The following is a 24199-nucleotide window of genomic DNA, read 5'->3' on the forward strand; positions in this document are numbered from 1 at the left end:
CCATGAGCTCGACAAAAACAAAAGATCCGAATGCCGCCGTCGGTCTCGAAGGCGGCACGGTCATCGCGGTCACGCGGCGCGCCCGCCTCGCGGAGTTCTGGTACTATTTCAGCCAGAACCGCGGCGCCGTGATCGGCCTCTACGTTTTCCTCACAATCGTGGTCATCGCGCTTCTGGCGCCCGTGATTGCACCGCACAGCCCCAGTTTGCAGAATCGCGGCTTCTTCCTTCTGCCTCCGGCATGGCAGGAAGGCGGGAACTGGTCGTTCGTCCTCGGCACCGATGCTGTGGGCCGCGACGTGCTCTCACGCCTGATCTATGGCGCGCGCTTCTCGCTGTTCATCGGCGTGGTGGTGGTCTCGGTCGCCGTCTCCGTGGGCATTCTGATCGGCTTGATAGCCGGCTATTTCCGCGGCGCGGTCGACACGGTCATCATGCGCGTGATGGACATCATCCTCGCCTTCCCGTCACTGCTTCTGGCGCTGGTTCTGGTCGCCATTCTGGGGCCGGGCCTCGTCAACGCGATGATCGCCATCGCGCTCGTGCAGCAGCCGCACTATGTGCGCCTGACGCGCGCGGCAGTGATGTCGGAGAAGGGGCGCGACTATGTGACGGCGGCACGCGTTGCCGGCGCGAGCAATATAAGGCTGATGTTCAAGACCATCCTGCCGAACTGCACCGCACCGTTGATCGTGCAGGCGGCGCTCTCCTTCTCGACCGCGATCCTCGATGCCGCCGCGCTGGGCTTCCTCGGCATGGGTGCACAACCGCCCACACCCGAATGGGGCACGATGCTGGCCGAAGCGCGCGAGTTCATCCTGCGTGCGTGGTGGGTCGTCACCTTCCCCGGTCTTGCCATCCTGATAACCGTTCTCGCCATCAACCTGATGGGCGACGGTCTTCGAGATGCGCTCGATCCCAAGCTGAAGAGGTCGTGACATGAGTGATGCTCTTCTCGACATCCGCAATCTGAGCGTCGAATTCGAGACGGCGGGCGGCACCCTGCGCGCGGTGGATGGCGTTTCGCTGTCCGTCGAGGCGCGCGAGGTGCTCGCCATTGTCGGCGAATCGGGCTCCGGAAAATCGGTTTCCATGCTGGCGGTGATGGGGCTTCTGCCCTGGACCGCCAAGGTCACGGCGGACGCCATGACCTTCCAGGGCCGCGACATCCTCAACCTGTCGCCATCCGAACGGCGCAAGATCGTCGGCAAGGACATTGCCATGATCTTCCAGGAGCCGATTGCCAGCCTCAACCCGTGCTTCACGGTCGGCTTCCAGATCGACGAAACACTGAAGATGCACACCGATCTTTCGGCCCGCCAGCGGCGTGACCGGACGGTGGAGCTCTTCGAGGCAGTGGGCCTGCCCAATGCGGCGGACCGGGTGAATGCCTATCCGCATCAGATGTCGGGTGGCCAATGCCAGCGTGTGATGATCGCCATGGCGATTGCCTGCAATCCCAAGCTCCTGATCGCCGACGAACCGACCACCGCGCTCGACGTGACGATCCAGAAGCAGATTCTCGATCTTCTGGTGTCGATCCAGGCCGAGAAGAACATGGGCATGATCATGATCACCCATGACATGGGCGTGGTGGCGGAAACGGCTGACCGCGTGATCGTGCAGTACAAGGGCAAGAAGATGGAGGAGGCCGACGTGCTTTCGCTCTTTGAAAAGCCCCAGCACCCCTATACCAAGGCGCTGCTTTCGGCCCTGCCGGAGAATGCGACGGGCGACCGCCTGCCGACCGTCTCCGACTTCGTGTTCGATGAAGCGCCACAGACGGGAGCCCGCCCATGAGCGAGATCGTCCTGGAAACGCGCGGCATCACCCGCGACTATCACATCGGCGGCGGCCTTTTCGGCAAGGGCCGCATCATCAATGCTCTGAAAGGCATCGACCTGAAGGTCGAGAAGGGCAAGACGCTCGCCATTGTCGGCGAATCGGGCTGCGGGAAATCCACGCTTGCCCGAATCATGACAATGATCGATGCACCCACCTCCGGCGAGCTGCTGATCGACGGCAAGCCGGTGGAGATCGGCAAGAAGGGTGTGGATTCGGAAATGCGCCGCAAGGTGCAAATCGTCTTCCAGAATCCCTATGGCTCGCTGAACCCGCGCCAGAAGATCGGCGATGTGCTGATGGAACCGCTCATCATCAATGAAAAGGTTCCCGTGAAGGAGCGGCGCGAACGCGCCATGGAAATGCTTTTGAAGGTCGGGCTGCAGGCCGAGCACTTCAATCGCTATCCGCATATGTTCTCGGGCGGCCAGCGCCAGCGCATCGCCATCGCGCGTGCGCTGATGCTAAGACCGCGCCTGCTGGTGCTGGACGAGCCGGTCTCGGCGCTCGACCTTTCGGTGCAGGCGCAGGTGCTGAACCTTCTGGCGGATCTGCAGGAAGAGTTCGGCCTCACCTATGTCTTCATCAGCCACGACCTTTCGGTGGTGCGCTATATCGCCGACGAAGTGATGGTGATGTATTTCGGTGAGGCGGTGGAGTACGGCACCCGCGATGCGGTGTTCTCCGATCCGCAGCACGAATATACGCGCACGCTCTTTGCTGCCACGCCGCGCGCCGATGTGGAGAGCATCCGGAAGAGGCTGGCGGAGAAGGCAGCGTAAGCCTGACACCTGGCAGTGTGAACGCGCCGCGCTGAAAGCCACGCGACAGCGTCATTCCGGAAGCCCGAAGGGCTATCCGGGACCCATTGGAAGACTGTCATGGAGCGCAGCCCGGATGCGCTTCGGGCGCGTGTTGGGCCATTGGCTCCTTCTGTGGAGATCGGCCGTGCCTCTCAATGGGTCCCGGCTCGCGCTACGCTTGGCCGGGATGACGAAGGCGGATAGATCGCGCCAACCCGTCATCCCGGAAGCCGCAGGCTGTCCGGGACCCATTGGAAGATTGTCATGGAGCGGCGCCCGGTTTTGATTCGGGCGCGGGTTGGGCCATTGGCTCCTTCTGTGGAGACCGGCCGCGCCCCTCAATGGGTCCCGGCTCTCGCTGCGCTCGGCCGGGATGACGAGTGTGTAGCCTCCCAACCCCGCGTTCATTCACCCCTCTTTCGGCAGCGCGTAGCCTGTCTCTTCTGCCCAGCGCACATGCTCGGCGGCCTTTTCCAGAAGCCATGCGCGCATGGCCATCGCCGAAGGGCTGACGGGTCCGCGCGACACGGACGATAGGTAATAGCTGTTGCGCCCCGCCACCGCGGGACCACAGGGGCGCACCAGCCGACCATCGCGCAACATGGCAGCCGCGGATACATCGTCGCCCAGCGCCACGCCAAGCCCGCGCGCAGCCGCCTCCAGACAAAGCTGCGTGCGGTGAAAAATGAGATGCCCCGATGCGGCGCTGAGGCTCGTGCCCTGCCGCCGCAAAAGCTCGTCCCATGTGTTCACCCCGCGATCATAGATCAGCTTGTTGGCGATGAGCCCGTGCGTGCGCACATGGTCGGCGCGATCGGGCGCGCAGACGGGAAAAATGGTGAAGTCCAAAAAGGGTTCGCGCGTATACCCCGGCACATCCAGCCGCCCCCAGGTAATCGCCAGATCCGTGTCGGGCGCAATGGTGCGGGGCGGCTCGGGATAGGAGCGCAGTTCAAGCTCGATGCCCAGATCCTCCAGCACCTGATCGGTCAGAAGCGGCATGAGCCAAAGCGCAGCCAGATCAGAATCCGACTCCAGCACCACCCGCCCTTTGGCGTTGCGCGTGGCGCGCGTGCCCGTGTCCAGCGAGATCAGCATCAATGCATCGGCGACGATCTCCGCATAGCGCGCGCCCCCCGGGGTGAGCGCCACCTGCCGGTGCCGCCGCTCAAAAAGCGGCATCCCAAGCTCGGCTTCCAGGTTCTTGATGTATCGACTGACAGATGCATGCGTCACGCCCAGCTCCTTCGCAGCGCGCGAAAAACTCTGGTGGCGCGCCGCCGCATCGAAGGCTCTGACTGCATTGAGATTGGGCAGGCGGTGTCTCATCGCTTTAGCGTAACATAAACGCACACAACGGGAAGAATAATTTCTATTGTGTAAACCAGCCAAAGAGACCAAATAGGAATCGTAGCGATGGGTTGACCAGCCGAGGCTGGCGGCACAGCGCTTCAGACTCTCTACATTGCCAACCCTCTCAAGGAGGTTCTGATGTCACACTACACAGTGGGCGTTGGTTCCAGCCCTGAATTGCAGCGCTATGCGCGGCAGGCGAACAAGGCCCGTTCCACGGCGCTGAAGTACGCTATGTCCGCTCTCGGCACACGACTCGGGCATATCTGGCGCAGGCCGACAGGTACGCCGCCAATCGGTGGAGCTGACCCGGTTTGAGACCGCCTGGAAAGAGCGCCTTTACGCTTCAGGAACCCAAAGATTAAGGGCCGGACCCGACAGCGGATCCGGCCCTTTTTGCATCTGCAGTCTTGTTTCGATCACACCACCATCACAGGGCAATTGGCGAGGCTCGTGACCTTGTGGGACACGCTCCCCAGAAGATAGCCCTCCAGGTCGCCCAGCCCGCGGCTGCCAAGCACAATCAGGTCCACCTCCCGCTCTTTGCCAAACTTCACGATGGTGCGTGCCGGTTGGCCGCTTTTCACGAAGGCGCGCGGGCTTTCAGCTCCCATCTCCAACGCCGCTTTCTTGGCGGCGTCAGCAATCTCCTTGGCATGCTCACGCATGACATCATCAATGTTCTGCGGTTCATCTGGGCGCACCATGGACATGGATGCCTCCAGCAGGCTGTGATGACGAAAGACCGTGAGCGTCATCAATTCTGCGCCAGTGGCCTTCTGCATATCGACGCCCATCTTCAGCGCCTTCACCGAGTTTTCCGAACCATCGACCGGGACAAGAATCCGCTTGAACATCAGGTCTCTCCTAATCGAATGCCAGGCTGGGCAGGAACAGGGCGATCTGCGGAATGAAGATCAGCGCAGCCGACACACCCAGCAGAATGAGAGTGAAGGGCGGAATTCCCCGTATCACATCCATATAGGGTCGCTTGAAGATGGCGATCGCCGTGAAGATGTCACACCCGAAGGGTGGCGTGGCTGAGCCGATGGCCACCTGCAGCGTGATGATCGTGCCAACGAGAACCTTGTCGAGGCCGACCGAATCCACCACCGGCGCGAAGATCGGCACCAGAACGAGAATGACCACGATCGGATCGACAAACATGCACCCGACGAAGAAGGCGATCGAGATGACGGCGAGCACCATTTTCGGGCCCATTTCATCAATACCGATGGCGCCGAGAATCTGCTGCGGGATCTGCGCAAAGGAGATCACCCAGGAGAAGGCCGTGCCGGCAGCGACAAGGATGAACACCACGGCGGTGATGAGGCCGGTGGATTTGGAGATCTTGTAGATGTCGGACAGACTGAGCGAACGGAAAATCACCAATTCCAGGAACAAGGCGTAAGCTACGCAGATGGCCGCAGCCTCGGTAGGGCTGACAAAACCGCCATAAATGCCGCCGACGATGATCACCGGGAAGAACAGGGGCCAAATGGCGGCGCGCACCGCAGCCACACGCTCCGACCAAGGTGCCTTGGGCTCGGTCGGCACGCCCTTCACGATGGCGTAGACAATGCAATAGGCCGAGAACAGCACCAGCAGCAAAAGCCCGGGGCCGATGCCGGCAATGAAGAGCTCTGCAATCGAAGTCTTGGAGACGACGCCATAGATGATCATGCCGATGGAGGGGGGGATCAGAAAGGCGATGTCGCTCGCATTGATAATGAGCGCCAGCACGAAGGAATCGTTATAGCCGGCCTTCAACATGCGCGGGCGCAGCGGCGAGCCGACGGCAACCACCGTTGCCTGCGTCGAGCCGGAGACGGCACCAAAAAGTGTGCACGCCGTGGCAGTCGAGACTGCCAGGCCGCCCTTGATGTGGCCGATGAACTTCATGACCATGTCGATCAGCCGGTCTGCCGACTGGCCGCGCGTCATGATGTCGGCGGCGAGGATGAACATCGGCACCGCGATGAGTGAGGCCGGGCGAATGCCCGCCAGCATCTGCTGCACCATAAAGTCCATACGGTCGAAGCCGCCGAAAAGACCGTAAAAGCCATAGGTCGCGCCCAGAATGAGCGGGATCATCATCGGGAAGCCGAACAAGAGCAACACGATCATGATGGTGGAGATTTTGAGTGTCATGGTCGTGGCCCCGCTCAGATCTCGATTTCGTCTTCTTCATATCCCTCCAGCACATGGGTGGAGAGATAGATGTCCTTCTGGACGACATTCTTCAGCGCGGTGAGCGCATATTGCACACCGGTGATGAAGAAGCCGACCGGGACCCAGAGATAGATCCAGTAGACGGGGATCTGCATGGCCGGAAGCACGCGGCCGGACTTGGCCACCTTGCCGATATAGCCGATGGCGAAATAGCACAGCGCAAACATGGTGAGCGCGGTGATCACCGTGATGATGATCATCAAGACCTTGCGGGTCTTGCCGGGCAGCGCATCGTAGAGCGCCGACATGCGGATGTGACGGCCATGACGCGCGGCATAGCCGATGCCGGCAAAGGTGATGAGAATGATGAGGATGCGGTTGAGCTCCTCGGAAAAGAAGATCGTGCTGCCGATCGCGCGGCTGACCACATTGGCGATCGTGTTGACCGCCATGAGCATAACGCCGAGCGCGAGCATCACGGATTCTATGCGGCTGATGGCATTGTCGAATATGCCTATGACGCCGGGCAGTGTGGATTCGTAGTGTTCGCTGTGCGGGTCAGATTTGTCGTCTTCACTGCCCATCTTCATTCCCCTCAATGAGATGACGGAACCCCGCGACCGGGAATGGCCGCAGGGTCCTGCTTATTGTTGCTCAAGGCAGCGGCTTATTGCGTGGCCGCCTTCAGGTCTTCCTTCATCTGGTCAAGGATCTTCTTGCCGCTGTCACCCGTCATCTCGATGAACTTGGCCTCCACCTGAGCTGCGGCTTCCTTGAAGGGAGCGCGCTGCTCTTCAGTGAGATCGCTGATCGTCATCTCGGGCTTGGCTTCCTTGATCTTGGCAAGCGACTCTTCGCTCAGTCCCTTCTGGTATTCGAGAATATGCTCGAATGCCGCATCGGCGGCATCCTGGATCACCTTCTTGTCCTCGTCGCTCAGGCCGTCATAAAATTCCTTGTTGGCCATCACAGCGGTGGTGAAGTTGTTGTGGCCGGTGAGCGTGATGGCGCCGGTCACCTCATACATCTTCGTGGACTCGACCCAGAACAGCGGGTTTTCCTGGCCCTGGATGATGTTGGTCTGGAGACCGCCATAGACCTCACCCCAGGGAAGCGGCGTCGGCGTCGCGCCGAATGCCTTGTAGCTTTCCACCAGAAGCGGGTTGGTCATGACGCGGAATTTCACCTCGTTGAGGTCTTCAGGTGATTCCACCGGCTCCTTGGTGTTCATCACCACTTCGCCCTCGGGGAACATCTTCAGAAGTTCGAGGCCCTGTTCCGCATAAAGCTCCGGGAACATCTCGTTGATGGCCTTCGAATTGCGGAAGAAGTCTCCGAGATCTTCCGACTTCGCCGGAAGCAGGTAAGGAACGAAGAAAACCTGCGCCTCGGGGATCAGCGCACCGGTGAAGCCCGGAGACTGGTCGACGAACTGGAGGATGCCGGCCTGGGCCTGCTCCATGATGTCGGCGGATTCGCCCAGCGTACCGAACGGGAAGAGCTGGATTTCGTGATCCGAATTGGCCTCAACTTCTTCCTTGAACTTCTGAGCGTAAACGCCCTGAACGTCCGTCATCGCTTCTTCGAAAGCGTATTTCCAGGTTTCCGCCTGAGCTGCAACGGCGCCTGCAAGCACGATCGCGGTGCTGGCAAGGCCTGCCATTAAGCGGGTTTTGATGGAACGCATTCTGTTCTCCTCTGGTCATTTAACAAACTGGTCAGGCAAAAATATAATCAAGCCCCGCGCCGCCCATGCGGCTCGGGCAGACGGTCTCAAATGAGCGTCGTCAGCTGGCCGGGAACCAGCCAGGCACAGTCGCGATACCGCGTAAGCGTGCTTTTGCCGGGAACTTGCGACGCCGCTTCTTGCTGCGTCCGAGAAGCAAAGGGAATGAAAGGGCACTGGCCAGATCCGGGGCGATCACCGCCCTCAGCCGGCACAACGAACGCAAACGACCACACCGCGCCGGTGTGGCCCCATCGTTCAGGCCAATCATTTGGAGTGCGTTCAAACGCCCCTCCTTGCTCCCATTCGTCTTACGACCCGGCCAGCGTGAAACAGACGCGCAGCAGAGTCAATCGATTGTTAAATCGATTGTTTCCTTGGTGAGAACGAGCAGCGCCCAACAAAGTTCCACAAAATGTGAAACCTTTTGTTTTCTGAGGCAAACACACGTGAACGACAGGGCGAGTGGCCCCCCTTTTTCCCCAGGGCGGTCCACTTCAAATACTAGACGCGGGCTGCGGCCTGCCTGTTCAAAACTTCCCGGAGATTGAAAGCTGCTTCCATCAAATCTTTGGTGTATTCGCTCTGTGGATTGTCGAAGACTTCGCTGGTGAGACCCTCTTCCACGACCTGTCCCGACCGCATCACGATCGCATAGTCGGACAGCGCCTTTACCACTGCCAGATCGTGGCTGATGAAGATGAAGGAGAGGTCGTGGCTTTCCTGAATGCGCCTGAGCAGTGTGATGATCTGCTTCTGCACCGAACGATCGAGAGCCGAGGTGGGCTCGTCGAGCACGATGATGGTGGGCTTCAGGATCACCGCGCGGGCAATGGCGATGCGCTGGCGCTGTCCGCCCGAAAATTCGTGCGGAAAGCGGTTGCGCATGGATGGATCGAGCCCGACCTCCTCGAGTGCCTGAGTGGCCCGCCTATCGCGCTCGCGTGCTGACAGGCCCGGCTCATGCACCAAAAGCCCCTCAGTGATGATCTCTCCGACTGTCATGCGTGGACTGAGCGATCCGTAGGGATCCTGAAAGACCATCTGCAGATTGCGTCGATATGGGCGCATGGCCGCTCGGTCGAAGCCTTGAATGGGGGTGCCCTGGTAGACAACCCGCCCCTCGGAAGGCAGCAATTGCAACAGCGCGCGACCCAGCGTTGATTTGCCGGATCCGGATTCGCCCACAATGCCGATTGTCTGCCCGGCACGCAGTGTCAGCCCTACATTTTGAACTGCCTTGAGCTCGTAGCCCGGCCCTGAAAGGAACCCGCCCTTGATGGTGAAGGTCACGCACATATCCCTGGCATCGAGCAGGACAGGCTGATCATTGCCCACCGGTGGCTTGTGGCCCTCCGGCTCGGCCGCCAGGAGCATTTTCGTGTAGTCTTTTTCCGGGCGCTGGAAGATGTCCTCCGTAGAACCCGTTTCGACCACCAGCCCTTTCTGCATCACATAGACCCGGTCGGCGAAGGCTTCGACGATGCCAAGATCATGGGTGATGAAAAGGATGGCCATGCCGAGCTTCTTTTGAAGCTCCGCCAAAAGACCGAGGATCTCGGCCTGGATCGTCACATCCAACGCCGTCGTTGGCTCATCGGCGATCAGCAGGTCCGGATCGTTGGCGAGCGCCATGGCGATCATGACACGCTGGCGCTGACCACCCGAAAGCTCGTGCGGATAGGATTTCAGCCGCCGTTCGGGTTCGGGAATGTGAACGAGTTTCAAGAGCTCCAGCGCGCGCTTGCGCGCCTGCGAGGCGGAAAGCCCGCCATGCACGCGGATCGGCTCACAGATCTGCCGTTCGATCGTGTAGAGCGGATCGAGCGAGGTCATCGGCTCCTGGAAAATCATCGTGACCTTGGCGCCGCGGATCTTGTTGAGTTTCGCGCGCGGCAGACCGATGAGCTCCTGTCCGCGATAAGTCACGGAACCGGAGACGGAGCCATTGGTGGCCAGAAGCCCCATGGCGGCCATCATGATCTGGCTCTTGCCGGATCCCGATTCACCCACCACGGCGACCGTTTCGCCGGCGTTCACATGCATGTCCACGCCACGCACCGCCTCGACCGCACCGTCCGGCGTGTCGAAGGTGACGCGAATGTCGCGGATATCGAAGATGCGTTCTTCGTTCTGCTTCATCATGTCAGCGGTCCTTCGGATCGAGCGCGTCGCGCAGGCCATCGCCGAGGAAGTTGAGCGCGAAGAGAAGCGCGGTGAGCGCCAGCGACGGGTAGAGCAGCATATAGGCCGCGCCGCGCATGTTGCGTGCGCCCTCCGAGATCAGCACACCCAGGCTGGTGAGCGGCTCCTGCACACCAAGGCCGAGGAAGGAGAGGAAACTCTCCAAAAGGATCACCTTGGGCACGAGCAGCGTCATGTAGATGATCACGGGCCCGAGCGTATTGGGGATGATGTGGCGCTTGAGTATACCGCCTGAGCTGACGCCAAGCGCCTCCGCCGCCTGAACGAATTCACGCCGTCTCAGCGCTATTGTCTGCCCCCGCACGATGCGCGCCATGTCCAGCCATTCCACGGCACCAACCGCGATAAACATCAGGACCACGTTTCGCCCGAAGAACACCACGAGCAGAATGGCAAAAAAGGTGAAGGGAAGCGAGTACAGGATGTCGACGATGCGCATCATGATGTTGTCGATGCGTCCGCCAAGGAACCCGGCCGTAGCGCCATAGATCACGCCGATCAGCAACGCCACGCCCGTGGCGAGAGCCCCGATCATTAGCGATATGCGGATCGAGATCAGCACGCGTGCGAACAGGTCGCGCCCGTTGGCATCCGTCCCGAATATGAATCGCAGACGCTGAACATCAGCCTCCATCACGATCGATTTCTTGTCATCTGCCTGCTCGACAATCCTCGCGTTGGAGAACAGGTCAGAGCGGTCAAGATAACGCGTTACGCGCGGGTCGATCTCCCGGCGCGATGTCGCCTCGATGCGCACCGTATTTCCATCGAGCTCGATGGCGCCTGTCTCCAGCCGCGCCCGCGACAGCGCGGCTTCGGCCAGGGGCACGATCTCCGACTGACGCGGGTATGCTTCCAGGCTGGCCGGGACTTTCACGAAGTCCGAATAAACGCGCGCATAGGGATGCGGCGCCAGCATCGGACCAAAAATGCCGGCGAAGATGAACAGGATCAAAATGAACAGGCTGGCCATGGCGGCGCGATTTCTGCGCAACCGCATGAAAGCCGTTTCCCAGGCCGAGCGGCTCTTGGTCGTCGGCAGCTCGCCCTCGGGCGGCATTTGGCCGGTGGCGATGTCAGTCATAACGCACTCTCGGATCCAGCGCCGCATAGAGAAGGTCGACGATCAGATTGAAGACCACCACGAAGACGGCGATGATGATGACAGTGCCCATAACCAGCGTGTAATCGCGGTTAAGCGCACCTTGAACGAAATAGCGGCCGATGCCCGGCAGGCCGAAAATGGTTTCCACCACCACGGAACCTGTCAGCAGTGCTGCCGCTGCAGGCCCCAGATAGGAGATCACCGGCAGGCAGGCCGCCCGTAACGCATGCACAATGACGATCATGCGCTGCGGCAGGCCGTAGGCGCGCGCGGTGCGCACATGGTCGGAACGCAGCGCCTCGATCATGGAGCCTCTTATCAGGCGGGCGATGATCGCCACCTGCGGCAGGGCCAGCGTGATGACGGGCAGCACCATGGATTCAGGGCTGTTCCAGCCGCCGGCCGGCAGCAGGCTCAGCCACACACCGAAGATCAGCGACAGAAGTGGTGCGACCACGAAGTTCGGCACGGTAATGCCGAAAGTGGCAACCGCAATCACCGAATAATCGACCCAGGAGTTCTGGCGCAGCGCGGCGATGGTGCCGAGCACGCTGCCGATCAGCAGCGCGACAAGCAGTGCCATACCACCGAGCTGGATGGACACGGGCAGGCCATTGCCAAGCAATTGCTGAACGGAGAAATCGCGATAGATGAAACTCGGCCCCAGATCGCCACGGGCAAGGTTGCCGAGATAGTAAAGGTACTGTTCCCAGACAGGCTTATCGAGATGGAAAACACGGTTCAGGTTTTCCAGCACCTTCGCTTCCAGCGTGCGCTCGCGGTCGAAGGGACCACCCGGCGCCACCCGCATCAGGAAGAAGGCGAAGGTTATGATCAGGAACAGGGTTGGAATTGCGCCGAGGAGACGGCGCACGGCATATCCGAGCATCGTTACCAACTCTCATGCTGGTTCGATGCCGCCCGACCCTGAAAGGGACGGGCGGAAAAATCGAACGCTGTTGTTACTCGCTGATGCTCATGAAGCGTGTCCCATGAACATTCTGGATGTTGTCTTCCCAGCCCTTGAGCTTGGGCGACACCAGAGAAAGGGACGAATAGAAGAGAAGCGGGATATAGGGCATGTCTGCCATGAACGTCGCTTCGGCTTCACGCAGGATCTCGGCACGCTTGACCAGATCGGTCTCGGCTGCAGCCTTGTCCATCAGTGCGTCATAGTCCGGGTTCTCATACTGGGCGTAGTTGAAGCCGGTGTTGTCGCTCTCGACCAGGAACAGGAAGTTCTGCGGGTCGGAATAGTCGCCGATCCAGCCGGCGCGCGCCACGTCGAAGTCTTTCTGATCACGCAAGTTTGCGTAATGTGCGGACAAGTCGCGGACGTTGAATTCGACATTGACGCCAAGTGGCTTCCACATGTCGGCGATCGCGGTCGCCGTGTTCTTGTGGTTTTCGGAGTTGTTGTAGGCTAGTTCGATCGTCAGCGGATTGTCAGGGCCGTAACCAGCCTCCTTCATCAGCTCGATGGCCTTGTCTTCGCGGTCGAGCGGCGACATGTCGGCCCACTCTGCCTGCGCACCACCGCCTTCATAATTGCCGATGCCGGGCGGAACCAGCGAATAGGCAGGCAGCATGGAGCCAGCCCAGATTTCATCGCCAAGGAACTCGCGATCGATGGCCATGGCAAGCGCCTGGCGCACCTTCGAATCGGCCATGGCCTCGCGCTTCATGTTGAGCGCGTAGTAATAGGTGCCGAGATAGGGTGTGATCCGGACCTGATCGCCAAGACGCTCCTTGAGCGACTTGATCTGCTCGGTCGGCAGGTCGGAACAGCTGTGGACTTCACCCGCCTCGAAACGACGCACACAAGTGGCGCGGTCTTCGATCGGCAAATACTCGATCCGGTCGATCTGCACACTGTCGGCGTCATGGAAGTTCTCGTTCTTCTCCATGACGATCTTGTCACCCGGCTGGAAGGAGACAAGCTTGTAAGCGCCGTTGGTCACGATGTTTTCGGGCGCCACGAAATCGGTTCCGTGCGCTTCAACTGCCTTGGGGTTGACCGGCAAGCCCGTCTGGTGGGTCAGGAGCTCGAGGAAATAGGGAGTTGGCTGCTCCAGCGTGATCTCGAGCGTCCGCTCGTCCACTGCCTTGACGCCCAACTGATCGGGCTCCATCTCGCCCTTGTTGATCGCCTCTGCATTCTTGATCGGGTAGAGAATGTTGGCATATTTCGCGCCGGTGTCCGGCATCATGATGCGGCGGAGCGAGAAGACGAAATCCCCGGCCACGACCGGGTCACCATTTGACCATTTGGCATCGTCGCGCAGCTTGAATGTGTAGACACTGCCGTCATCCGAAACCGTCCATTCCTCGGCCACCCCGGGAATGATCTTGGCGCTTGCGTCATAAACGACGAGCCCTTCATAGAGGTCACGCAGAAGATGTGCCTCGACAACCGTCGACGTTTTGTGCTGATCCAGCGTTTCCGGATCGCCGTCATTGCCGCGCACATAAGTGACGGCGGATGCCGCCATTGCAGAAGAAAGCAGAATCGTACCCGCGAGCAGCGGTCGCATCAGGGATTTCAACATTTTCCCGCACTCCCATTTTCTTGCTTGCTTGTCATCCAACCAAAGGATGAAAGAGGCGGCATTTGGCAACGAAATTCCGTATACGTCAAACGCTTTTGGGCACCTTTCCCTCAGGTTGCAAGAAATGCGCAAGAATCCCCGCGAGGATGCACTGTCCATAGAAACAAAATTACCTAAACTCCAATGCAAACGACACCGAATACCCCCGGATTCCCTTGCTCGAAATGGTCTCGGTGTCTCTGCATAAATGCGCCCCTTACTTTTTCTGCCGTTGGGTCTCACCCATGCGAAGGAATGCAGATCGCCTGCCGGTTTCCTCCCTGTTCCGTTGACGGAAATGGCAGCGCAAATCATTATCAAGACCAACATTGGCCAGCCTGCGTGAAATCTCTTGGACAGCACGGACACGCCGCAGAATGCAGAAGCGCGCCCCTCGACGAGGGAGACGGTCAGCCTGTGCCCTGCTCATTTCGATGCCCTGTTCAGCCAGTGCCGGCCCGAACGCTACAAGGCGGGCGACTATCTCTTCATGCATGAGGATCCGGCCGATCGGATCTACGGCGTTCTTTCGGGCACGGTGGAGATCTCCAGCTATTCCATCAGCGGTCGGAAACTGGTTGCCAATATTGAGCTTTCACGCAGTCTCATCGGCGAAATCGGGGCCCTTGACGGAGGTGTCAGAACCGCAAGCGCCATCTGCCTGACCGACTGCGCGCTGGTGTCGCTGAGCCGCGCGCAACTGATGCGGAAGCTGGCGGAAGATGCCTCCTTGTCGCTGGCGATGATCGAGCTCCTGTGCGCGCGATTGCGATGGATCAGCAATGAGCGCAATGACCAGGCGCTGCTGAAGGTGGAGGCGCGGCTTGCCAAGCGCCTCCTGCTTCTCGATGACAGGATTGCCGGAGTTGGCGGCTGGATCGGGATTTCCCAATCCGAGCTTGCCGCCTTCCTCGGCGCAACCCGCGAATCTGTCAACAAGATGCTCAACACATGGCGCAGCGAGAACCTGATCGCGATCAGGCGTGGTGCCATAAGACTGATCTCCAGGACGGGTCTGCAGGAAATCGTCCACCTGGAGGACGACTGATCACAAGCGAGACAGAAGGTAGCGCAGGCTCGAGCGGCTGGGCATGAAGAAATAGCCGCCGCCGCGCGTTGTCACGAAGCTTGGCAAATCACGCAGAATCAGCCGCCCTTCATCTGTCGGGATGGAGAAACTGCCCTTCCCCTCATTGGCGCCGATGGTCGGATCCTTCTCGTCCGTCAGCCCCTGAAAGAAGGATGACGACACCCAGCTTTGCTGCATGAATTCGTATTGCCGCTCGATATCGGCATTGAGGCACATGAAAAGCAGGCCCGCTTCCTGACCGTCTTTATAGGTTCGGCCGCAACGCAGGATGCGATGTCGGTTGTTGATCCTGAGCTGGGTTTCGGGATCGTCACCCAGCGAGTCTCTCGGGTTCGAACGGCGCACATGAGAGCCCAGCGGACAATAGAGCCCCTGCGGGTCCTCTGCGGCGAAGGTGAAATCATTGTCCGGCTCGCGATCCGAGCGGCCATTTGGATTGCGCACCAGCGAGGTTCCATCCTGCCAGCGCCCGACCATCTTGGCTGCAATCCATTTCGATTCGATCGTGGCATTGCCTGTCTCGGTGCGCACCATCTCGGCAGCATGCCGGCAATAGGTGTTGAAGGTCGAGACATGCTGCTCGAGCTGACGGATCACCATGAAACTGCCATTGCGCCCGAAGTCACGCAGGGTTGCCTTCTTGCCAAAGAGTGGCGCTTCTGCTCCCGTTTCCAGCACCGGAAGTATGCCTTTGCTGTCTTCGGCCTCGGTTATGGTTGGGGAGGACGGATAGAAATTGTTTTCATCCGGATAGCCAAGCACGAATTCGCCGGGGGCGATGAGGTGCATGGATGAGGTGTTCCCATTTGCACGCGGCGTGCCCCGCACAATGGGCTGGGATATGCCGTCGGCGAAACCGAAGTGCTCGACGGCATGCCTGCCCTCTCTCCTGATTTCGAGGGGGAGCTGGGCGACGCGCCTTACAGCCGCCTTGTCTGCTGCGTGCATCAGTGACTGGATGTCCGCGTCCAGTGTTTCATAGCTGCGCGCATAGCAGATGACAGCCACATCGACCGGCTTCTCCTGCGAGCCCCAGGCCCAGCGCTCCGGCGCGCTCTTGCCGATATCGTCGAGAACGCGGCTGCGCGCCTCAGTCGCCATGCCTTGCCGAAAGGCCGCCGGAAATCCGTCCAGACGATCATCGCCCAGACGCTCCCCCAGGCCCAGCCGTCTCAGCCCATCCGGCCCAAGAAGGGTGATCATGGCCCGCTCGGGCGGAAGCTGATTGCCGAAACTGGTGCGTTCCAGCAAAAACGCCAACCACTCCCGCCGCGCAGCGCGCGACAGGTCCGCCGGGATATGGAAAGCGATCATTTCCGCCTTTGCGAGCGGGCCAAGGGGGCCGAAGAAGATCGACTGGATCTCCTCCGTTTCAAGCATATCGCGCGGGCGCGGCTGCGAGCCGAAGAGACGGAGCCAGTCGCGCGCTTCACTTTCGGTTTCCGCTTTCGCTATCCCACTGCGGATCAGCGAATTGATGCGGATACGGCTGGTGGTGAGGCCGGGATAGGCCGCATACCAAAAGAGCGTCGGCACCTGCTGTGCCCGTGCCCAGCGCTTGAACCGGTCGCCATCGGTCGCCCCGTCACGGAAAAGCATGCGTGTTTTTGGAAAGCCTGCCGTGTTGCTCCAGACCCCGGTCAGGCCGGCATGGGCCTTGGTGATGAAATCCTCCAGATAGCTTTCCCAGCTGCCGCCATAATTGCTCAGGAAGACAAGCTGTTTCGTCCCGGGCAGGAGCACCCAGCGGGCGAAGTGGATCGTGTTGATGTCGGCGAGGTATCCGGGCCGAAACACCTGCCGCGCCATGATCGAGATCAGGTAGAAGGAGAGCCGGAGCGAAAGACGCCTCAGCCAGCCTCCCTTCAGCGTCGACACGGCCGTCAGGTGATTTTGCGCCAGGTGGTTCTCGCGCTTTGCGATCTCTTCCAGTAGCGCCAGGTCCGCGTTCCTGTCGCTCGGAACATCACGTTTTTCAAGGTGCCGCAGATAGAGGGTCAGAAGCCCGCCGATGAAAGCAAGCAGCATTGTGACACCGATCAGGGTGAGCACGATGGAGGTGCCGACGATCAGCAGATTGCGAAAGAAGCCGGGTGCGTATCCGAACACCAGAGAATAGGTGATTGCGAGACAGATGAGGAGCGTGACGGTGACCGTCACCAGAACCTTCGGCGCGCGCAATGTGCGCTTTGCCGCGCTGGCAACACTGCCTGCCGGCTTTTCCAGAAGCGTTTCGGCGGGCTCGAAAGCCCAGTCGAAGCGCCCTTCGCTCGTGAGCTTCTGCCTTACCCGATCAAGAATTGCACCGGCCTCAGCCCCCTTGGGGGCCGCTGCGATTTCCGCACGCGCGGCCTCTTCAAGTTCCGCTTCCGCCCGAATGCGACGGACAGAGTGGCCGGGGGTGCCCGAGAATACGAGGCCGGCATCGCTGCCGAAAGTCGGAGAGATATCCAGTGCGCTCTCACGGATCAGCGCGCCGGCAGGCCGGTGCCCGGTCGTTCCGCATGCCATGGCAAGGAGATCGCGCAACACGGGTTCGGTGGCGCTCACAAAGGCATCCACGACATCGCCTTTCGTGCCGTCGCCCGACAGTTCAATCACCAGATGGCCGGCGCTGCTCGCCGCCTCATCGCCCTGCCCGTCGATAACGGCGATGCTGGCGAAGTGAATTACGCCGCTTTCGTCCAGCGCGCGCTTCATCGCCTCTCCCGCCGGATTGCCGAGCGCGTCGACCTTCGCGCGCAAGGCATCCATCGGGGTATCCCTGGCGCAGGGGATCACCGCCGTTACCATGGCGTGTTCGACCGTCCTTGAAAGCGGGGCGGGATCAAAGCAGACCGTCAGACTTTCCGGATAGGCGCCGAGGCGTCTCAAGCGCCCATCTTTGCCGTCGGCGCGATGCAATCCGGGCTTTGAGAACAATGCACGAAAGCACTCGGCAATCTGAATCCGGGCTATCGCCGCACCGATGCATTGGTGAATTCCGTGACCGAAGACCATATAGTCCCGCGCGGGCCGCTCCATGTCGAAGCGCTCCGGTTCACGCACCACCGCAGGATCGAACATGGCCGAGAGTGTCGCCGGCATCACGGTTGTGCCCGCCTTTATTTTCCGTTCCCGCCGTGTCCCTTTGGCGATCACCGCATCGCGCGCCGTGTAGCGGAACGGGCCGACCCAGATAGGCTTGAAGCGCATCGCCTCGAGGAGGGCGCGTTCGAGACGCGCATTGTCGCCGGCTGCAATTGCCTCTTCCACTGCCCGGCGCGCCTCGGGCTTGGAAAGCACGACATCCAGGCAATTGCCACTCGCCAGGAGATTGGTGGGCGTAAAGCCGGCAATCATGCCCAGCATGATCGCGTGGACCTCGCCGAGGCTGATTTGCGGGTCTTCAGCATCGAGCATCGCCACCAACCGCCCAAGCGGTGTGGCGCCTGCCACGGCGCCCTCACGCACCGCCATGATCGACAGATCGATGGCCTGTCGTACGCGGTCAGCGGCCACAACGGCCAGTTCCCTTGTCACCGGATCAGCGCCGGGATCGGCGAAAAACAATCCGCTCAAAGCGTTGGCCCAATTGGAAAAGGCCTCTTCATCGTCAACGAGAATGCCAAAATAATCGCGGCAGATGCGGACGGGAACCACACGCAGCAGCCCGGCGACCGCATCAAAACGCGGGGCTGCGCGTTGCATGAGGGCCGAAGCGTGCCGTGCCGCCATAGGGCGTACGACCTCTTCGACCTCGCCCACCGGAAAGGCCGACAGCACGGCCGATTTCATGCGCCGGTATTCCGGACCGTCCTGCATGCCGAGAATGAAGTTGGTTCCCCCCGCGATTTCCGCCATTTCGAGACCATAGGGAGTCTGGAACACGTCCTGACGCTCGAGAATTTCGCGCACATCCTCGCTGCGCGTAACGAGAACGAGACTCCCAAACTTCAGAATCGGATGAAGCCGTCGTAACAGACCGAGCGCCCAGCGGGGGTTCTCAAGAAGGCGGCTGGTGAGCCTGGCGCGCCAACCCTTCGCACGGATCCGCTCGATGTCGAATGGCGGCATGTCGGCTACAGGCCCCTGAGCGCGTTGCGCCTCGCGCACACCATCGAAATACTTAGTCGTCGCCATTGCGCTCCCCTCGGACAGCAAAAGCCTACGCGTGAAAGGGTGGGCCGTGTGTGAAGCAGTTCACGCAGGGCCAGCTTCGATCGCGCCTCCGTTCTGATCCGCCATACTGAAGTTGCTGATGAGAAAAGCGGTCGCAGATTTTTCCGCGAAGGGGATCCATGCGACGCGATCAAGTGAGAAATCGGGATGATAGGCGTGGAAGAGCGCTTTCTCGCGTCGCGCCTCTTCCACCCGATTGCTGCGCATCAGCGCCCCTATCTTCAGAAACCGCGCGTAAAAATAGCGCGGCGAGAGACCAAGTGAGGCCTCGGCCGCCGCAATGGCGTCATCCCATTGCTCCTCAAAACAACAGGCGGCGGCGAGTTCTCCGAGATTATGGAAACCGTAAATGTCGAACGGACTGAGCTGTCGTGCCGTTTTGAAGAGGGGGATAGCCTTACGTGCCTCCCCCAAAAGCAGATAGGCGCTGCCCATCGCCGAATGCGCAAAGGCGAAACTGGGGTTGATCTGCAGTGCTTCATGCAGGTGCTCGATTGCCGCTTTCGGCTGTCCACGCATGATCGCGACCGCGCCAAGATGCGCGTGAGGGCGTGCGTCCTGGCTGTCCATCAAGAGCGATCTGCGGGAGAAATCCGTCACCTTATCGAGATCATCGCCGGCTCCAGAGCGTAACCAGCCCCGCCAGAAATACCACCATGCCAGTTCGTTGAGTACGGCGCTGGAGTTGGGAGCCTTTCGACTCGCTTCGCCAAGACAGTCAAGGGCCCGCGCTGTGTCTTCGCGTGTGCGACGCTGCATGTGCCAGCGCGCGCGCCGCACAAGCTGCCAAGTTTCGAGGCTTTCCCAAGGAACCTGAAAGGTGCGCGCCTGCTCCACCCTCTCAACCTCCTTTTCCAACATCGAAACGATTTGGCCGCCGATCTCATCGTTGATCAGTGAAACCTCGTCGAGCGGTCGGCGGAAGCCGCGCGACCAGACCAGTCTTTCGTTCGCTGCGTCGGTTAACGTTATGACGAGATCGAAATAGCCGCTCGCGCGTGCGAGCCTGCCATCGACAAGATAGCGCGCGCCAAGCGCACTTCCGGTCTTGCGCGCACCCAGTGTCTTGTCTCTGAATTGAAAGCTCGACTCCCGCGCGATCACCGGCAGCCAGCGTGTGCTGCACAGACCTTGAATGATGTCTTCTGCGACACCATCGGCTACATAGTCGAACTCCCGCGCACCGGCTTCGTTCTGAAATGGCAAGACTGCAATTGCGGGTGGAGCGGCCGGATCAACCGCACGACGAGCCGCAATTTCTGTCTCTTCCCCTTCCCGCCGGCTCGCAACGAAGATCCGTACCGGAAGGGCGATATTCTTCAGTCGTTGCTCCCCGAGATCGGTGAAGCTGGCGGCCACCTTTTCCCGCACATGATTCCAGGTGGTTTCCGAAATCGCCAGCCCATCTGTCGGCGCCAGTTCCTGGATACGCGCGGCAATGTTGACGTCATCGCCATAAAGGCTCGGACCGCGAACGATCACGTTGCCCGTGTTGATACCGACCCGGAACGGCATGCGGCGGTCGCCAGGCACACGATCATTGAGCTCGACAATCCGTTGCTGAAAATCGAAAGCTGCACGCAGCGCATCAATAGGCGTTCCGAACTCCGCCATTATGCTGTCGCCGGCGGCGCCAAACGTTCGCCCACCCGCAGCATCACAACTGTCGGCGATGATCGACCGCCGCTCCTCGAATGCAGCCACAGCGAATTCGTCATCGATCCCCATCAGGCGCGAAAACCCAACCGCATCAATGGACGCGATCGTCGTGACCTGTCGGGTGTATTGCCCCTCGGACATTGTTTTCAGTTGGTGCCCCTCAAGAATATGCAGCGTAGCCCTGCACAGAGGTTCGGGCAACCATGAAGAGCATCTGTCTATTTGCCGGCACAGCTTCAGTTGTTGCCGGCTGAGAAAACTCTCCGACAGAAAGTGTAGCCAATTTCACAGAAGCCACATGATGAGATGCGTAATCTGGCGTCCGTTAGCAGAGCAATCTCGACGAGAAACGGCGGGTTTTCGACATGACGGCCTTTTCAGCTTGTACCGCATCCTCCCACGGACCGGGTGTGCCGGCAGAACGAGCTCGCCGCGACACGATCAGGACAACTTCCAGCCGCGCGCTCACTCAAAAGGGGTCGGTCGTTCTCATAGACGAGCGCATTCTGGCGCGTGAATGCCTTCGCAGCAGCTTGGCGGCCCATCCGGCTCCCTGGGATGTGGTCGCCTGCAGCACGATGGAAGAATGGCAGAATGAAGCGGACCGGCATCCTCCACTGGCCGCTGTGCTCCTCCATGTGGGATCCGCCAACATCACGGAATCCCACATGGAGGAGCTGATCAGACAAACCATCAAACTGTCCGGATCGGCCCCGCTGATCATCCTCGCCGACCGAGATGATGTGGTGCAGATCGTCAATGCTCTCGATTATGGCGTGCGGGGCTATATACCTTCGTCGGTGAGTGTCGAGGTTTGTGTCGAAGCCATAAACCTCGCGCTTGCCGGCGGGGTATTCGTTCCCGCCAGCACGGTCTTCGCGATGCGTGAGGTTATCAATGGCGACGCCGCGCATGACCAGCGCCTGACCGAGATGTTTACGCCACGCCAGATCCAGGTGGCAGAAGCGATCTGGCAGGGCAAACCCAACAAGATCATCGCCTACGAGCTCAACATGTGCGAGAGCACCGTGAAGGTTCACATTCGGAACATCATGCAGAAATTGAAGGCGACCAATCGGACCGAAGCCGCTTACAAGGTGTCCAATCTGTTCTCCAGCAACGGCGGCGATCTGTTGCAACGGTGACAAGCCTTGGCCAACCGCCGCTACAGGTTGGGCGGCCATAAAGCCGCCCATGTGAAAAGAGTGTGAAATTCGCTATTTCACACCCGTTTCAAGAAACACGTCCGGCGTTCGGTCCGCACTGCCATCGAAGGAATAGGCCGTATAACGCGCGTTCGGATCGTATCCCATGCCCAGTGAGCCGGAAGGCATGCCCGGCACAGCGATGCCCTTGACATCCGGCCTCTCCGACAGGAGCTTTTCCACGGCTTCGGTGGGTACATGCCCTTCCAGAACGTATTTGCGTTCCCCGTCTATAACAGCCGTATGACAGGCTTCGAGATCAGCAGGCACACCGGCCTGTTTCTTGACACCGTCAAGATCTTCCAGGTCAGTCGTCTTCATCTCGTAGCCAGCCTTCTGCAAAGCCTCAACCCAGACCTCGCAACAGCCACACCAGGGCGTCTTGAAAACCGTGATGGTTTTGCCATTGCTGATGGATGTGGCGTGAGCAACACCCGTTGCGATCAAAATCGCCAGGGCAGCGCCGGCGGCCACAGTGGATGGTCGTTTGTTCATCGTCTTTCACTTTCGATTGTTCGCCCCACGGCTCGGTGTCCCGAGGACAGCAAAGCGCGTGAAACCGCTTCGTTCGGAATGAATCGGAGTATCGATCAGGAAACGATGGGTGGTCGAAAAAATCCCGCAATCACGGGTTGATGGGGCGAGCAGGCTGAAGACTGTGCGAACGGTGGCACGGAGGAATGAAGACGCAGAGGATGATCCGATGCCAGATAGTGGCAATCGGTGATGCAGCTTGAGACCCTGTCGAAATTGCTTTCATCGGACTGCGCGCAACATTTCATGAACCCTGCGCTTTCGGCCTGCGCCATCGACATGGGCACAGTTTCGGATGCAGCCGCATTGCCCCCGGGGATGAATCCCGCGAGGCTGATGGCAAGCAGCAGCAACAGGGTCAGAACCATACGCATGACACAGGTCATAGCCGCAAGTGCGGATAAAATCCACCGAGAGGGCGACCGAAGACCGGCCGCCGCCCTCAAAAACCAACGATCCTGTCAGGCAGCCAGGTTGCCAGCGCCGGAAAAGCCACAACGAGCAGGAGTGTAAGGACCTGTAGCAGGATGAACGGCAAAACGCCGCGGCACATCTGGCCATAGGTCATGTTCGGCGGGGCGATCGATTTCAGATAGAAAATCGACGAGGCCATGGGCGGCGTCAGATAGCCTGTCTGGATGACAATGAGCACCAGTGTTGCAAACCACACCGGATCAATGCCGACAGCGCGGATGAACGGTGTGAACAGCGGCACGCAGATGAGCACATTGGCCGTCCAGTCGAGCACGAAGCCGAGGATGAAGACCACCGCCAGGAAGAACACGATCATGCCCGTGGGGCCGAGCCCGGCACCGTCGATCACCTCGCGGATCAGCCGCGCCCCGCCATTGGCGGCGAAGGCGCCCATGAACATGGTGCCGGCGGCGACGATCAAGAGGATCATCGCGGAAATCCGCACGGTAATCGCCAGCGATTCCCGCAGCATTGCTATTGAAAAGCGCTGGTTGACGATGCAGAGGGCGAGCGCACCGGCGGCACCCACGGCGGCTGCTTCCGTCGGCGAGGCGATGCCGGCCAGGATCGAGCCGAGGACAGCGACGATCAGTAGCACCACCGGCAGAAGGACCGTGGCCGTCAGCCGCAGTTTTTCGGCAAGTTCCACGGGCTCCTCGACCGGATCGTCCTCATCGGGTTTTGCCGGGTAGAGCAGACCGTGGATGAAGATATAGGCGAGAAAAAGCACAACCATCAGCAGGCCGGGCAGCATCATGCCTGCGAGCAGCTCGCCCACCGACATCTGCGCAAGCGAGGCATACATGACGGCAATGACGGAGGGCGGGATCATTGTGCCCAGCGACCCGCCGGCGCAGATCGTGCCGGCAATCAGCGTGTTGCCATAGCGCGCCTTCTGCATCGCCGGGATGGCCATCATGCCGATCATCACCTCGACGGCGCCGACCACACCGGCGGCGGCGGCGAAGATCGCGCCCATGGCGATGGTGGCCAGCGCAAGCCCGCCGGGCAGGCGCGAGAGCCAGAGATTCATCACCCGGAACAGACGCTCGGCAATGCCGGAACGTTCGAGCAGCGCCCCCATCAGGATGAACATCGGGATTGCCGAGAGAATGAAATTCGTCGAGGCCGAGTAGAACGAGCCATAGAGCTGGTTGAACGCGACGGAGCCGAAGGCCGCCAGCCCTGCGCCAACCGCTACGATGGTGAGCGAAAACGCGATCGGCAATCCCAGAAGGATCAGCGCGAACAGCGCCGGAAACATCAATCCTGCAATGAGCAT

General features: G+C 60.2%; 20 protein-coding genes. 6 read left to right on the forward strand and 14 right to left on the reverse strand.

Going from position 1 to position 24199, the window contains the following annotated elements:
- The first annotated feature begins 2 nt into the window (after window positions 1-2).
- The 3 genes from AC2CHD_RS14575 to AC2CHD_RS14585 are packed head-to-tail and all read left to right on the forward strand — an operon-like array spanning window position 3 to window position 2624.
- Entirely contained in the window at window positions 3-938 is a 936-nt protein-coding gene (locus AC2CHD_RS14575; RefSeq protein WP_484554284.1) for an ABC transporter permease subunit, read from the forward strand.
- Window position 939: 1 nt separating this feature from the next.
- The gene (locus AC2CHD_RS14580; RefSeq protein ID WP_484554285.1) at window positions 940-1800 is read left to right on the forward strand and encodes an ABC transporter ATP-binding protein; all 861 of its coding nucleotides are present in this window, start codon (window positions 940-942) and stop codon (window positions 1798-1800) included.
- Window positions 1797-2624 carry an ABC transporter ATP-binding protein gene (locus AC2CHD_RS14585; protein WP_484554286.1) on the forward strand — a complete coding sequence of 276 codons (828 nt, stop codon included), beginning with the start codon at window positions 1797-1799 and terminating at the stop codon, window positions 2622-2624. Before AC2CHD_RS14580 ends, AC2CHD_RS14585 begins: the two co-directional genes overlap by 4 nt.
- 429 nt (window positions 2625-3053) lie before the next feature.
- On the opposite strand, the gene AC2CHD_RS14590 is transcribed toward AC2CHD_RS14585, so the two are convergent.
- Window positions 3054-3974: a LysR family transcriptional regulator gene (locus AC2CHD_RS14590; protein WP_484554287.1), complete on the reverse strand. Its 921-nt coding sequence runs from the start codon at window positions 3972-3974 to the stop codon at window positions 3054-3056.
- 162 nt (window positions 3975-4136) lie between these two features.
- On the opposite strand from AC2CHD_RS14590, the gene AC2CHD_RS14595 reads away from it, so the two are divergent.
- Window positions 4137-4316 carry a hypothetical protein gene (locus tag AC2CHD_RS14595; protein ID WP_229449302.1) on the forward strand — a complete coding sequence of 60 codons (180 nt, stop codon included), beginning with the start codon at window positions 4137-4139 and terminating at the stop codon, window positions 4314-4316.
- A 101-nt stretch (window positions 4317-4417) separates the two neighbouring features.
- Here AC2CHD_RS14595 and AC2CHD_RS14600 read toward each other — a convergent pair whose 3' ends face one another.
- From AC2CHD_RS14600 to AC2CHD_RS14635, 8 genes are all read right to left on the reverse strand, one after another.
- Window positions 4418-4855: a universal stress protein gene (locus tag AC2CHD_RS14600; RefSeq protein WP_229449303.1), complete on the reverse strand. Its 438-nt coding sequence runs from the start codon at window positions 4853-4855 to the stop codon at window positions 4418-4420.
- A 10-nt stretch (window positions 4856-4865) separates the two neighbouring features.
- Entirely contained in the window at window positions 4866-6149 is a 1284-nt protein-coding gene (locus AC2CHD_RS14605; RefSeq protein WP_229449304.1) for a TRAP transporter large permease, read from the reverse strand.
- Between the two features lie 14 nt (window positions 6150-6163).
- Window positions 6164-6754 (reverse strand): TRAP transporter small permease, encoded by a 591-nt coding sequence (locus AC2CHD_RS14610; protein WP_229449305.1) that lies wholly within the window; start codon window positions 6752-6754, stop codon window positions 6164-6166.
- A gap of 83 nt (window positions 6755-6837) precedes the next feature.
- Entirely contained in the window at window positions 6838-7857 is a 1020-nt protein-coding gene (locus AC2CHD_RS14615; protein ID WP_484554288.1) for a TRAP transporter substrate-binding protein, read from the reverse strand.
- Window positions 7858-8400: 543 nt separating this feature from the next.
- Window positions 8401-10041, reverse strand: a complete 1641-nt coding sequence (locus AC2CHD_RS14620; protein WP_484554289.1) for an ABC transporter ATP-binding protein — start codon at window positions 10039-10041, stop codon at window positions 8401-8403.
- A 1-nt stretch (window position 10042) separates the two neighbouring features.
- Window positions 10043-11185 carry an ABC transporter permease gene (locus tag AC2CHD_RS14625; RefSeq protein WP_484554290.1) on the reverse strand — a complete coding sequence of 381 codons (1143 nt, stop codon included), beginning with the start codon at window positions 11183-11185 and terminating at the stop codon, window positions 10043-10045.
- Window positions 11178-12095 (reverse strand): oligopeptide ABC transporter permease OppB, encoded by a 918-nt coding sequence (gene oppB, locus AC2CHD_RS14630; RefSeq protein WP_229449309.1) that lies wholly within the window; start codon window positions 12093-12095, stop codon window positions 11178-11180. The genes AC2CHD_RS14625 and oppB overlap by 8 nt, the downstream gene beginning before the upstream one ends.
- A 73-nt stretch (window positions 12096-12168) precedes the next feature.
- Window positions 12169-13755, reverse strand: a complete 1587-nt coding sequence (locus AC2CHD_RS14635) for a peptide ABC transporter substrate-binding protein (protein WP_229449310.1) — start codon at window positions 13753-13755, stop codon at window positions 12169-12171.
- Between the two features lie 391 nt (window positions 13756-14146).
- On the opposite strand from AC2CHD_RS14635, the gene AC2CHD_RS14640 reads away from it, so the two are divergent.
- Entirely contained in the window at window positions 14147-14842 is a 696-nt protein-coding gene (locus AC2CHD_RS14640; protein WP_484554291.1) for a Crp/Fnr family transcriptional regulator, read from the forward strand.
- Here AC2CHD_RS14640 and AC2CHD_RS14645 read toward each other — a convergent pair whose 3' ends face one another.
- Both AC2CHD_RS14645 and AC2CHD_RS14650 read right to left on the reverse strand, forming a co-directional pair.
- Window positions 14843-19006, reverse strand: a complete 4164-nt coding sequence (locus AC2CHD_RS14645; RefSeq protein WP_484554292.1) for a cytochrome P450 — start codon at window positions 19004-19006, stop codon at window positions 14843-14845.
- 60 nt (window positions 19007-19066) lie between these two features.
- On the reverse strand, window positions 19067-20845 hold the full coding sequence (locus tag AC2CHD_RS14650; protein WP_484554293.1) for an adenylate/guanylate cyclase domain-containing protein: 1779 nt from the start codon (window positions 20843-20845) through the stop codon (window positions 19067-19069).
- A gap of 224 nt (window positions 20846-21069) precedes the next feature.
- Here AC2CHD_RS14650 and AC2CHD_RS14655 point away from each other — a divergent pair, with 224 nt between their 5' ends.
- A complete protein-coding gene (locus tag AC2CHD_RS14655) occupies window positions 21070-21849 on the forward strand; it encodes a LuxR C-terminal-related transcriptional regulator (protein WP_484554294.1) in 780 nt (259 codons plus the stop codon).
- A gap of 72 nt (window positions 21850-21921) precedes the next feature.
- On the opposite strand, the gene AC2CHD_RS14660 is transcribed toward AC2CHD_RS14655, so the two are convergent.
- The 3 genes from AC2CHD_RS14660 to AC2CHD_RS14670 all read right to left on the reverse strand — a co-directional run bounded on the left by AC2CHD_RS14660 (window position 21922) and on the right by AC2CHD_RS14670 (window position 24199).
- Complete coding sequence (locus tag AC2CHD_RS14660; protein WP_484554295.1) at window positions 21922-22404, reverse strand: DUF411 domain-containing protein; 483 nt, start codon at window positions 22402-22404, stop codon at window positions 21922-21924.
- Between the two features lie 95 nt (window positions 22405-22499).
- Window positions 22500-22817 (reverse strand): hypothetical protein, encoded by a 318-nt coding sequence (locus AC2CHD_RS14665; RefSeq protein WP_484554296.1) that lies wholly within the window; start codon window positions 22815-22817, stop codon window positions 22500-22502.
- A 68-nt stretch (window positions 22818-22885) separates the two neighbouring features.
- Window positions 22886-24199, reverse strand: a complete 1314-nt coding sequence (locus tag AC2CHD_RS14670) for a TRAP transporter large permease (protein ID WP_484554297.1) — start codon at window positions 24197-24199, stop codon at window positions 22886-22888.

The organism is Nitratireductor sp. ATLC21, assembly GCF_057196525.1.